The 12,032-nt window shown below is 67.3% G+C and carries 12 protein-coding genes; 6 read left to right on the top strand and 6 right to left on the bottom strand.

The window, feature by feature from the left end; all coding sequences use genetic code 11:
• Positions 1-21 precede the first annotated feature (21 nt).
• From K6142_RS04665 to K6142_RS04655, 3 genes are all read left to right on the top strand, one after another.
• Positions 22-366, top strand: coding sequence for a hydrogenase maturation nickel metallochaperone HypA (locus tag K6142_RS04665; protein ID WP_223290349.1), 345 nt, complete (start codon positions 22-24; stop codon positions 364-366).
• A 10-nt stretch (positions 367-376) separates the two neighbouring features.
• Complete coding sequence (gene hypB, locus K6142_RS04660) at positions 377-1,033, top strand: hydrogenase nickel incorporation protein HypB (RefSeq protein ID WP_015946779.1); 657 nt, start codon at positions 377-379, stop codon at positions 1,031-1,033.
• A 170-nt stretch (positions 1,034-1,203) separates the two neighbouring features.
• Positions 1,204-2,157: an Mrp/NBP35 family ATP-binding protein gene (locus K6142_RS04655; protein WP_190244894.1), complete on the top strand. Its 954-nt coding sequence runs from the start codon at positions 1,204-1,206 to the stop codon at positions 2,155-2,157.
• A 295-nt stretch (positions 2,158-2,452) separates the two neighbouring features.
• On the opposite strand, the gene sppA is transcribed toward K6142_RS04655, so the two are convergent.
• Positions 2,453-3,460, bottom strand: a complete 1,008-nt coding sequence (sppA, locus tag K6142_RS04650; protein WP_190244893.1) for a signal peptide peptidase SppA — start codon at positions 3,458-3,460, stop codon at positions 2,453-2,455.
• Between the two features lie 248 nt (positions 3,461-3,708).
• Between sppA and K6142_RS04645 the strand changes: the two genes are divergently transcribed.
• The 3 genes from K6142_RS04645 (at position 3,709) to K6142_RS04635 (ending at position 5,772) form a co-directional block, all read left to right on the top strand.
• Positions 3,709-5,022 (top strand): Smr/MutS family protein, encoded by a 1,314-nt coding sequence (locus K6142_RS04645; RefSeq protein WP_190244892.1) that lies wholly within the window; start codon positions 3,709-3,711, stop codon positions 5,020-5,022.
• Positions 5,023-5,149: 127 nt separating this feature from the next.
• Positions 5,150-5,380, top strand: a complete 231-nt coding sequence (locus K6142_RS04640; protein ID WP_190244891.1) for an AbrB/MazE/SpoVT family DNA-binding domain-containing protein — start codon at positions 5,150-5,152, stop codon at positions 5,378-5,380.
• The gene (locus K6142_RS04635) at positions 5,377-5,772 is read left to right on the top strand and encodes a type II toxin-antitoxin system death-on-curing family toxin (protein ID WP_190244890.1); all 396 of its coding nucleotides are present in this window, start codon (positions 5,377-5,379) and stop codon (positions 5,770-5,772) included. Before K6142_RS04640 ends, K6142_RS04635 begins: the two co-directional genes overlap by 4 nt.
• Before the next feature lie 216 nt (positions 5,773-5,988).
• On the opposite strand, the gene proC is transcribed toward K6142_RS04635, so the two are convergent.
• From proC to K6142_RS04610, 5 genes are all read right to left on the bottom strand, one after another.
• Positions 5,989-6,798 carry a pyrroline-5-carboxylate reductase gene (proC, locus tag K6142_RS04630; protein WP_190244889.1) on the bottom strand — a complete coding sequence of 270 codons (810 nt, stop codon included), beginning with the start codon at positions 6,796-6,798 and terminating at the stop codon, positions 5,989-5,991.
• 4 nt (positions 6,799-6,802) lie between these two features.
• A complete protein-coding gene (gene ndk, locus K6142_RS04625) occupies positions 6,803-7,222 on the bottom strand; it encodes a nucleoside-diphosphate kinase (RefSeq protein ID WP_007527740.1) in 420 nt (139 codons plus the stop codon).
• A 285-nt stretch (positions 7,223-7,507) separates the two neighbouring features.
• A complete protein-coding gene (locus K6142_RS04620) occupies positions 7,508-9,136 on the bottom strand; it encodes a divergent polysaccharide deacetylase family protein (protein ID WP_190244888.1) in 1,629 nt (542 codons plus the stop codon).
• 221 nt (positions 9,137-9,357) lie between these two features.
• Positions 9,358-10,659 carry a S41 family peptidase gene (locus tag K6142_RS04615; RefSeq protein WP_190244887.1) on the bottom strand — a complete coding sequence of 434 codons (1,302 nt, stop codon included), beginning with the start codon at positions 10,657-10,659 and terminating at the stop codon, positions 9,358-9,360.
• 29 nt (positions 10,660-10,688) lie between these two features.
• Positions 10,689-11,975, bottom strand: a complete 1,287-nt coding sequence (locus K6142_RS04610; RefSeq protein ID WP_223290348.1) for a murein hydrolase activator EnvC family protein — start codon at positions 11,973-11,975, stop codon at positions 10,689-10,691.
• Between the last annotated feature and the right edge of the window lie 57 nt (positions 11,976-12,032).

Below are 12,032 nucleotides of genomic sequence, written 5' to 3'. Positions count from 1 at the left end.
TATCCATGCCGGATGCATGAAATGTCCGTCGCATCCAGCGTCATCTCCATCGTTCAGGAAGAACTGGCCAAGCACTCCGCAACCCGGCTTCTGCTGGTGCGCGTGCGCTTTGGCGCGCTGGCCAACCTGGTGCCCGAGGCCATGGAATTCGCCTTCGAGGCCATGACCATCGGCACCGACTTCGAGGGCGCCAAGCTGGAACTGGCCATGGCCCCGGTGAAGTTGCTGTGCGGCGGCTGCGGCAAGGAGTTCGAGCCGCAGGGCAAGGAACTGCTGTTCGCGCCCTGCCCCGCCTGCGGCGAGGAGGCCGGGCACCACGTGCTGGCCGGGCGCGAGTTGTACGTCGAACACATCGAAGCCGAATAGGGGGGCTGGCGTGGAAATACCCGTGGTCAGGAACGTGCTGGAAGCCAACGACAAGATGGCCGTACAACTGAAAAGCCTGTTTGCCCGGCACGGCATTCTGGTCCTGAACATGATCAGTTCGCCCGGCGCGGGCAAGACCTCGGTGCTCGAGCGCACCCTGTCCGACCTGCGCGGCGAATTCCGCATGGCGGTCATCGAGGGCGACCTGCAAACCGACAACGACGCCCGCCGCGTGGCAGCCACCGGCGCCAAGGCCGTGCAGATCAACACCGACGGCGGCTGCCATCTGGACAGCAACATGATTCTCGAAGCGCTGTCCAACTTCGACCTCGCGGAAATCGACATCCTGTTCATCGAGAACGTGGGCAACCTGGTCTGCCCGGTGGAATTCGACTGCGGCGAAGACCACAAGGTGGCCCTGCTCAGCGTGACCGAGGGCGACGACAAGCCCGAGAAATACCCGCTGCTGTTCAATCTTTCCAAGGTAATGCTGCTGAACAAGGTGGACCTGCTGCCCTACGTGGACTTTGACGTGGAGCGGGCCAAGCGCTTTGCCACGCACCTGAACAAGGAACTGACCATCTTCCCCATGTCCTGCCGCAGCGGCGAAGGGCTGGAAGGCTGGTACGACTGGCTGCGCACGGCGCGGGCCGCCAAGCGCGGGTAGCGGCAAACGGAACATTGCCCACGGGCTTGCGGCATGGCGGGCGCGTGGTTACAGTTGCATACGTCGGGCAATATCCCCGTTCCGACGCAGAATTCACCCCCCGGCCCGTCCGGCGCCCTGTGCGTACCCGGACGGTTCCGGGGGTATGCCATTGCCGGAGGCAACACCCCATGAGCGATTCTTCTTCCTGTCAGGGCTGCCCCAGCGCGGCCGGTTGCGGCTCCGCCGGAAATCCCGAGGGCTGCCCCTCCGCCTCTACTCCTGCCGCCAGCTCGGGCTGCGGCGGCGGGTGCGGCGGCCCCACCCCGGAACAGCAGGCCGAAGAGGCCCGCCTGCAGGCCACCCTGTCGCACATCCGCAACACCATCGTGGTCATGTCCGGCAAGGGGGGCGTGGGCAAAAGCTCCACCGCCGCCAACATCGCCGCAGGCCTTGCCCTGGCGGGCAAGCGCGTGGGCCTGCTGGACGTGGACGTGCACGGCCCGTCCATCCCCCGCCTGCTCAAGCTGGACGCGGCACAGGCCGAAACGGATGGCGACGTCATCCACCCCGTGCAGTGGCGCGAGGGGGTTTCGCTTTCCGTCATGTCGCTGGGCTTCTTTTTGCCTGATGGCCGCCAGGCGGTAATCTGGCGCGGCCCGGTGAAGATGGGCTTCATCAAGCAACTGCTGTCCGACGTGGCCTGGGGCGAACTGGACTTTCTGGTGGTGGACTGCCCTCCCGGCACCGGCGACGAGCCCCTGTCCGTGCTTCAGCTGCTGGGCGACGCCGCCCGCGCGCTCATCGTCACCACGCCGCAGGCCGTGGCCGTGGATGACGTGCGCCGCTCGCTGGGCTTCTGCGAAGACCTGAACGTGCCGGTGCTGGGCGTCATAGAGAACATGAGCGGCATCGTCTGCTCCAAGTGCGGCAACGTGGAATCGCTGTTCGGACAGGGCGGCGGCGAACGACTGGCCAAGGAAATGAACGTGCCCTTCCTGGGCGCGGTGCCGCTGGACCCGGAAATCGTCCGCGCGGGCGACGAGGGCAACATCTACATCGCCTCGCACCCCGACCGCCCCGCCGCCACCGTGCTGCGCACCATCGTGGACGCGCTGGTGGAAGCGGACGCGCCGGGGGCGTAGTTACAAACGCACCCGGGGGAAGGAACCTTTTGACGCTCTGCGGTCACCATCCGTAAGGTTCGCGCTTCGCGCTCACCTAACGGCTGCCGCAAAAGGTTCCGTCCCCCGGACCCCCAACCTCCCAAACTTTTCATTTGGTCCGTTGTACCCCTGTTGCAACTACGCAGCAGGGGTTTCTTTTACCCGTGCGAAAACAGCCAATTAAAAAGTTTGAAGGAGGGGATGGGGGTTCGGGGGAAGGGGAGGAAAATTTCCAAATTTTCCTCCCCTTCCCCCGATTACTTCCCAAACCTCCCTACATCCCGGCCTCGGGCAACCACAGGTAATGGAACCCGGCGCGCGAGGCGGCGTCCATGCCGGGCAGGCCAAGGTCGATGAGCGCCATGCGGCCCGACCCTGCGGGGGTGGTGGCGGTGGCGTATTCGGTGGCGCCGGGCAGGGGGTCGCGCCGATAGGTGACCACGCGCAGGTCGCTGGTTCCGGTCAGGCTGGCGGTTTCGGCCAGGGCGTCCTCGAAGTAGCCGATGCGGTCCACCAGCCCTGCGGCCAGGGCCTGACGGGCGGTCAGGATGCGCGCATCGGCAAATGCGGCTTCGTGCCCGTGGCTGGCGGGCCTGCGCTCGCGCACAAGGCCCTGAAAGCGGCCATTCATGTCGGCGATGATGGACTGGAACAGGGCGCGTTCCTCGTCGGTGCCCTCGCGGAAGGGCGATCCCATGTCCTTGTGGTCGCCGGACTTGCTGACCACGGCGCGCACGCCAATCTTGTCCATGAGCCCGGCCACCTCGGGCCGCAGGAAGATGACCCCGATGCTGCCGGTGACCGTGGAGGGGTGCGCCACGATGCGGTCGGCGGCGAGGGCGGTGTAGTACCCGCCGGAGGCGGCGGTATCCATCATCAGGGCGACGACCTTCTGGCCGGTGCGCTCGCGGTGGCGCATCAGCTCGTGGTACAGCACGTCGCTGGCGGTAACGCCGCCGCCGGGGCTGTCGATGGCCACGATGACGGCCTTCACGTCCGGGTCTTCGGCGGCCAGGCGCAACTGCGCCACCACTTCCTGCACCATGCCGGGACGTTCGCGGAACAGGCCGGACTTGGACCGGTTGTCTATGACGCCGTTGACGTTGATCAGCACGGCCTTGTGACGGCCCTGGCCGAACACGGTGTCCTCGCCGAAGGGCTCCGGCCCGCCAAAGAACGACGAACGCGCGCCGCACCCGGCAAGCAGGGTGGAAAGCGCCAGCAGCAGGATGAGAACAGGCAGAACGCGCGCCACGCGGCGCGGGGAATACGATGTGGTCATGAGAACCTCCGTTGCGCTGGTGACTACCACATCCGGCTGACCGTGGACAATGCAGGGGCACGGGCGCACATGTAACAGCGTGTAATAAGCGGGGGCCGCTGCCGACGCTGCGCGGGCCTTGACACCACCCCGCCCGGCACGGAGAATCCCCCACCTGGAACCACCCCGTATTCCGCCGGGGACGACGGCGCTCCCTCTCCTTCCGGACGCGCCCTGCCCACCCCGCCCACATATCCCGGAGACGCCCCATGGCCGACACCCCAGACGACGATTTCGACAGCGCCAATCCCTTCCGCTCGCTGAACAAGCGCGCCTTTCGCGACGCCCGTGCTCCCAAGTCCGCCGTTCGCCCCGCCCCTTCCGCGCCCAAGCCCGGGACGCGGCCCGGCGGCAGCCAGAAGTTGCCGGACGAGCCCCTTTCCTCCGAGGATGCCGAGGCCTTCATGTCGGCCATGGGCACCGTGCAGCGGCTGGATGCGCCGAAAAAGCCCGGCAAGGGCACACCGCAAGGACACGCGAACCAGAAGCCTGCTCCGGCGTCCGTAACGCCGGAGATGCCCGCATCGCCCCCGGTGCCCAACGTTTCGTCGTCCCCCCGCCCCGGTGGCGGGCAGAGCACCCGGCCCGCCGCGCCCGCATCCGCGATGCGCGCCGCCGAACGCGACAAACTGGCGCCGAACACGGCGGCAAGACTGGATGCGGATGCGAGCCGCAACGGCTTTTCCTTGCAGGACCAGCCGGGGTTCCGGCGGCTGCTGGAACACGCGGAGGGTACGCCCGTAGCTGAAAACGCTCCTGCCGCTCCCCCGTCTGCCTCCTCAATCATGACAGGCATGACAGGCGTGACAGGCGCAACAGGCTCAGCAGGCGCAGCCCCCCCCGGCAAGCCCCATGCCGTGCCCGTCACCGCCTCCGAACGCAAGGAGGCGGTACGCCAGCGTTCGCGGCAGGCCGTGACCGATCACGATCACACCCCGCCCCCCGACGAGGACAACCTGTTCACCAAGGCCATGTCCGGCGTGCGCACGCTGGCGGGCAAGGGACGCGAAGTGCCGCCGGAAACGGCCCCGCGCGAGGCCGCCGCGCCCGCCGTGGGGCACCCGTTGCAGGACTTCATGGACGGAACGGTGGAATTCGCGCTGGAATTCACCGACGAATACCTGGAAGGCCACGTGGTGGGGCTGGACGCGCTGACCGTGGGCAAGCTGCGCGCCGGGCAGTACAGCCCGGAAGGCCACCTGGACCTGCACGGCATGAACGCCCTGCAAGCCTACGAGGCCATGATCGGCTTCATGCGCGCGGCCTACCACAAGGGCATGCGCACCGTGCTGGTCATACCGGGCCGGGGCAAAAACTCGCCCGACGGCATGGGCGTGCTGCGCGAAAAGGTGCAGGCCTGGCTGACGCACGACCCGTTCAAGCGGGTGGTGCTGGCCTTCTGCACGGCCCAGCCCACCCACGGCGGCGCGGGCGCGCTGTACGTGCTGCTGCGCAAGTACAAGAAGTCTCGCGGCAAGATCCAGTGGGACCGAACGCCGACAGACGCCGACCTGTTCCTGTAAGGGCGGTGCGCCGGGCGGCCACTCCGTCGGCTCGTATCCTGGCTTTCGGCTTCCGGCCGCATCCGGTCGCATCCGCTTGCCTGCGTCGCCCTGCATTGTTAGTACATTCGTAATAACGGAGGTGCATATGCAAACCGTCAAGGTACGCAAGGTGGGGAATTCGCTGGGCATGGTCCTGCCGAAGGAAGCCGTGGCACGCATGAACGTACGCGAAGGTGACACCATCTACCTCACGGAAGCTCCGGACGGCGGGTTCCGGCTTACCCCGGTCAACGAAGAATTCGCCGAACAGATCGGCCTTGCCGACGACATCATGCGCGAAGACCGGAACATCCTGCGCGAACTGGCCAAACGATGATCCGGTGGATACCCGCCGACGTGGTTCTGGCCATCCACGACCGGCAGATAGACGAACACGGCGGTGCCACCGGCGTGCGCGACACGGGGCTTCTGGAAAGCGCCCTGTCGCGTCCGAAACAACTGGCCAACTATGACGCGCCAGACATCTTCGGGCTTGCCGCCGCCTATGCCTTCGGCCTTGCGCGCAACCACCCTTTCGTGGACGGCAACAAGCGTACAGCCTATGTCACCGCCATGCTGTTCCTGCGCCTGCACGGCAAGGTCTGCCACGCCCCGCCCCGCGACAGGATTCTGGTATTCGAACGACTGGGCCGGGGCGACGTGCCGCAAGCTGCGCTGGCTGCGTGGCTGCGCCGCTGGAGCGTGCCCGACGGCAACGGCGACGAATGAACCACGTCGGGCCTGTCCGCTCAGTTCGGGTTGGCCCTTGCCGCCTGTCTCCCCAAGGTGCGAGCCACCCCACGCGCTGGCACCCCGCCACTACGCATTCTCCAAACGCAGAAATCCCCCGCCGCGTTGCCGCGACGGGGGATCGTGCGTTCCATGGTCCCTCCGCGGCACAAGGCCGGGGAAAGCCGGGAATCCGGGGAAGGGCGGAATGCCCCGCTACTTCTCCATTTCCAGCCCGCGCCTGTAGGCCGCCAGCACCGCATCCATGATGCGGCCCCGCACGGCCTCGCGGTCCAGCTGGTTCATGGCGGCGATGGTGTTGCCCGCGGGGGAGCAGACCTGTTCGCGCAGCACCGAAAGGTGCGTGCCGGACTGCTCCGCCAGGGCCACCGAGCCGGAGAACAGGCCCTTGACCAGTTCCGTGGCGTCCTGCCGGGTGAAGCCCAGCGTCACGGCCACCTCGGTCACCGCCTCCATGAAGTAGAAGACGTAGGCCGGGCCGCAGCCCACCACCGCCGTGAAGGCGGTGAACCGGGCTTCCGGCAGCACGATGACCGTGCCGATGGATTCGAACAGGCCCCGCACCAGATCGCGCCGGGGCGCATCCAGTGCCGGGTCTTCGAAGCACAGCGCGTACACGCCCTTGCCCACCATGGCGGGGGTGTTGGGCATGACGCGCACCACCGGGCATTCGGGACCGCCCGCTTCCGCAATGGCGGCCTTCATGGCCGCGATGGACACGCCGGAGGCGATGGACACCACCACCTTGCCCGGCGTGAGCGACGGCGCGATGGCGCGCAGCACGTCGGGCACCAGATACGGCTTCACCCCCAGCAGCACCACGTCGGCCTGTGCGGCCAGCGCGGCGGCGTCGGGCATGGCGCGCACGCCGGCGTCGGCCAGCGCAAGCACCTTGGCGGGCGTGGGATTGTACCCCAGCAGGGAAAGCCCCTGGCGGCCCGAAAGACCGCGCAGGATGGCGGCCCCCATGTTGCCGCAGCCGATGCAGCCGAGAACGGTGCCCATTGCGCTACCCTACCATCTCCAGAGCGTTGAAGAAGTACGCGATTTCGTACGCAGCCGTTTCGGGCGCGTCGGAACCGTGCACGGAATTGGCCTCTATGCTGACGGCGTAAGTCTTGCGGATGGTGCCTTCGGCCGCGTTGGCCGGATTGGTGGCGCCCATCAGGTCGCGGTAGCGCTGGATGGCGTTGTCGCCTTCGAGCACGGAGCAGACCACCGGGCCGGAGCACATGTAGGTGACCAGGCTGTCGAAGAAGGGACGCTCGCGGTGCACGGCGTAGAAGCCTTCGGCCTGGCTGCGGGTGAGGTGGATCATCTTCATGGCGACGACCTTCAGCCCGCTGTCCTGAATCATCTTCAGGATGGCGCCGGACAGGTTGCGTTCCACGGCGTCGGGCTTGATGATCGAAAAGGTGCGCTCGGCCATTCATTTCCTCCGGATACTGCAAGGGTTGCGGTTGCGGCGCGGGCGGCAACGGAACGGTTCACCCGCGCCCGTACAGGGGACATGCCATCAGGTGCGGCAGGCCGGGCTGAAAACGCCTCACTCACTTGCGGTTTCAGCCTGCACTACACGCACGCGCCACGCTGCGGAGATTTCGTTCTCCGGCAAGGAGGACAAGCCTTTTACGAAGGGAGCGTACCAAGACGTACGTGACCGGAGTAAAAGGCGACGTCCGACGCCGCCGGAGGGCGAAAGAACGCAGCGTGATCAATGGACGAGTTGCCGGACGGTTACGATGGTAACCGTGCGATCCCGCGTCCGCGCCCACTCCTTCAGGGCGGCCACGGTTTCCGGCAGGGGGTGGCCGATGGCGATGGCCTGCCCCTCGGCCTGCGCGATGCGGGCCGCCTTGTCCAACTGGAACATTATGTTGCGCTTGTCGGCGATGACGTCGAGGAACACGTTCCGCTTGTAGGCGGGCAGTCCCGCGCGCTTCGCCTCGAAGTACAGTTTCGATGCGGGATGCGTCATGCTGTCGAGCACGAACATGCCGGTGCCGTCAAGGGCTTCGCACACGGTGCGCATGGCCGCCGCATTCTGGGTGGCGCGCGAGCCCATGTGGTTGTTCAGCCCCACGGCGTAGGGCACGCGGCGCACGGCATCGCGCACCAGCGCGGCCATTTCCTGCGGCTGCTGGCCGGACAGGATGGCGCCGGGGCCGGGCTTTACCTGCGGGTAGCGCACGGGCTCCATGGGCAGGTGGATCATCACCTCGCGCCGGGCCTTGTGGGCAAGCTCCGCTGCCTCGCGGGCGTGCGTGCTGCGCGGCCAGACGGAGAAGGTCACCGGGTAGTCCAGCGCGGCAAGGTCGCGCGCGGCGGACATGCTTTCGCCAATGTCGTCGATGACGATGGCCAGCCGCGCCCCGCCCGGGGCCACGGCCACGGGGGGCGGCGCCCCCTCGTAGAGCAGCAGCGAAATCTCGTGGGTGGGCAGGCCGTCCACGGTGACGATGAGCAGGTCGTCGGCCCGCTGCTCGACGTTGGCGGTATCGGACCAGGCGGCCAGCGTTTCCTTCAGGGTCTGCACGAAGCGGTCGGGCGCGCCGTCCAGCCGCATTTCCATGCGCTGGAAGTGGAAGGTCTGGCCCTTGGCCTGGCGGTTTTCGATGGACGCCAGGCGCAGCCGGTCGCGGCCAAGGCCCAGGCGGGTCACGGTCTGGACCAGGGCGTAGTCCACCTGCTTCACGCCCGCCTCCACGGGGGCGTCCAGGGTCTCTTCGTACGGCAGGTTGCCGGGGGTCACCGGCTGGCGCACCTCGCCGTCCGCCCCGCCCGTGTCAGCGGGAGCGGGCTTGCCGTTGGCCGCGCGTTCGGGCTGGGCAGGCTGCGACGCATCGGCATCGGCATCGCCCTTTGCCTGGTCGGTTGCGGCCTCTCCCCTGGGCGCATCACCCACCGGGGTTTGGGGCAGTTGGGGAAACTGGGGAAGCTGGGGCAGTTCGGCCTGCTCCCCGCGCTTCGGCTCGCCCTTCTGCGGCTTCTGCCCCGGCTGCGGGGCTTGCGGTTTCCTGTCGCTCTTTTCGGCCACGGCGGGCTTGCGCGCGCCGCTGTCCGTGAATTGCTTCACCGGCGAACCGAACACGAACAACAGCATCACCAGCAGCGTGGCGGCCACGCAAATGGCCAGCACGGCCCGCGCCACCAGCGGCGTCAGGGTGGGCTTGCCGCGCTTGCCGCCGGAACGCCGCGATCCGGATGTTCCCGACGGCTTGCCCGATTTGCCCGACTTGCCTGATTTATCCGACTGGCCCGATTGGGCGGGCTTGCGTCCCGTGCCCCCCTTGGCGTCATCCTTGCGGGGGGGCTTCTTTCCGGGGGTTTTCTCCCCTGCCATGCACTCTCCTGCTCCATGCCCGGGTCATGCCGCGCCACCCGTGGCGCCGCCCGGCCTGCGGCATGCCCTGCCTTGATCGATATGACCCGGCATGACCCGCCACTGCCCGACATGTCCCGACATGCCCTGACATGACAGGGGCGCGGTCTCCCGCGCCCCTGGTTTTTCATCGTGTAGCGTTACAACGGCATCGGCAGCCCACCGCCTGCGCGGCGGCGCGCCTACTGGATATCCTTGAGGCGGGGCAGGCGCTTCACGAACTGCAACGCCATGCGCAGCTGGTTGTCCTTTTCCAGGGCCTGCTTCACGTCGTCCGCGGCCTTGGCCGAAGGACGCGCATCCTTGCCGGAAGAACCGTTCTCGATGTGGCGGTTCAGATCCTTTTCGCGCACCATGTTCAGGCGGTGGGCCTTTTCTTCCTCGCGCGGCAGTTCGAAGGGCACCTCGAAGTCGGGCTCCACGCCTTCCGCCTGGATGGAGCGGCCATTGGGCGTGTAGTACAGGGCCACGGTCAGCTTCAGGCCAGCCCCGTCGGACAGCGGAATGACGTTCTGCACCGACCCCTTGCCGAAGGTGCGTTCACCCAGGATGAGCGCGCGGTTGTGGTCGCGCAGGGCACCGGCCACGATTTCCGAGGCCGAGGCGGAACCGGCGTTGACCAGCACCACCATGGGCACGGTCACGTCGCCGGGCTGGGCCTTGGCGCGGTATTCCCGGCTGGCGTCTTCCATGCGGCCACGGATGGACACGATCACCCCGTCCTTCAGGAAGGTGTCGGACACGCTCACGGCCTGGTCCAGCAACCCGCCGGGGTTGTTGCGCAGGTCGAGGATGATGCCCTTCATGCCCTTCTTGTTGGCTTCCTTCAACGCGTCCACCAGCTCACCGGTGGTGCGTTCGCTGAAGCGGGTCAGGCGAACCCAGTGGTAGCCGTCCTCGAGCATCTTGGACTTGACGCTGATGAGCGGAATGGCGTCGCGCACCAGGCGCACCACTTCGGGGGCCTTGGCGTCGCGGTGCAGGATGGACAGCTCCACTTCGGTGCCCTTGGCGCCACGGATGCGGGTGACCGCTTCCTGGGTGGTCATGTCCTGGGTGGGCACGCCGTCCACGGCAAGAATGATGTCGCCGCTCTTCAGACCCGCCTTGTGGGCGGGGGTGTCCTCGATGGGGGCCACCACGATGAGCTGACCGTTCTCGCTGGAAATTTCGATGCCGATGCCGAAGAATTCGCCGGAGGTGCTTTCCTGCATCTCCTTGAATTCCTCCACCGACAGGAACGTCGAATGGGGGTCCAGCCCTTGCAGCATGCCCTTGACGGCCCCGTTGATCAGGTCCTTGCGGGGCACGTCGCGCACGTAATAGCGCTCCACCAGGTCGAGCACCTGGCTGAAGCGCTTCAGCGAGTCGTATTTGCCTTCCTCACTGGCTGCACCGACGGTGCCGGGCACCAGCGCCGCCCCGCCGGAAATGGCGAGCACGCCAAGAATGAGCAGCGTGGCCGTCCACAGCGTCACACGCATAATGAAACCTCCGAAAGCCCGAAAAGAGGCTAATTTGCTGAGAGAAGCCACGCATCAGGGTTAATGGCTTTTTGGTGAAAACGCAATTCGAAATAGACTCCGGGGCCATTGGCGTCCGGGTAGAACCCGGCGGTGCCTACCTGCTGGCCGCCGCCCACCTCCTGCCCCAGCCGCAACGGGCTGTCGGCCAGGAAGGCATACAGCGTATAGTACGCCTGCCCGTGCATCAGAATGACCACGCGACCGAAGCCGCGCATGGTGTCGTTGTGCACCACGCGGCCATAGGCCACCGCGCGCACCGGTTCGCCCTGCCCCACCGAAATGCCCAGCCCGCGCACGGGGGTCTTGGCCTCCGGCGCGTAGCGGCGCACCACCCGGCCCTTGGCCGGCCACGGCAGGCGGCCCTTCTGCTTCTCTATGTCGCCACGCGACAGGGCCTGTTCCAGCCGGGCATTGAGGGTCTGGATCATCTCGAAAAGGTCGGCCAGTTCCGCCTCTGCGTCCTCGCGCTGCTGGCGCACCGAAGACAGCGACTGGCGGAAGCGCTGCTTGTCGGCCAGCAGCTTCGAACGGTCCGCCCCCAGCGCCTCCACCTGCTTGCGCACCTGTTCGGACAGGGCCTCGCGCCGGGTCAGGGCCTCTGCCATGGCGGTTTCCTGGGCATGCAGTTCCTGCTGCCGCTCGCCGATGACCTTGTAGATTTCCTGCGTCCAGGCGTAGTCGCGCTCGGCCATGCGCCAGTCGGTCAGGTCGCGCGCGCCCACCCCCTTCTGGCGCACGTACAGCGGCCACAGCAGTTGCAGCAACCCGGAGAGCGACGCTTCCGTGCGGGAACGCTCGGCGGCCAGCCGTTCGTACGCGGCGCGCACGTCGGTGGCGGCTGCCTCCAGTTGGACCAGTTCCTGTTCCTGCCGGGCCACCTTGGCCTCCAGCGCGGTGATGCGGTCTTCGGCCATGGCAAGGTCGGTGTTCAGGGCGCGTTCCTGCACCGAAAGCTTGGTGATGCTCTCCTGCCTGGCGCGCAGGCGGGCCTGCTGGGCCTCCAGCGCCTTGCGGATGTCTTCTTCCGTGGTCAGCTGGCCCACCGGCGCCGCCTTGCCGCGCGCCTCCTGGCGTTGCGGGGCGCCCCTCCCTCCCCTGCCCGACGTTCCGGGCGAAGCGGGTGCATCGTCATCGTCATCCGTGTCACCCGGAGCAGGCCTGATCGGTCCCGCCTTGCCGATGGAGCCGGACGTGGCCGCCAGCAACGGATCTGGCCGCACGGCCAGCCACACCGCCAGCGCAAGCGCCAGGCACAGCAGGCAGCATGCCGCCACGCCGGGACGTTCGCAGGTTCGGCCGGCAGGCCGTCCGGCACCCTGCCCGTTCCCGGC

Source organism: Nitratidesulfovibrio sp. SRB-5 (assembly GCF_019931275.1).
Classification (GTDB): Bacteria; Desulfobacterota; Desulfovibrionia; order Desulfovibrionales; family Desulfovibrionaceae; genus Cupidesulfovibrio.
Note: the sequence above shows the minus strand (reverse complement) of the source record. Positions and strands in the feature narration are given on the sequence as shown.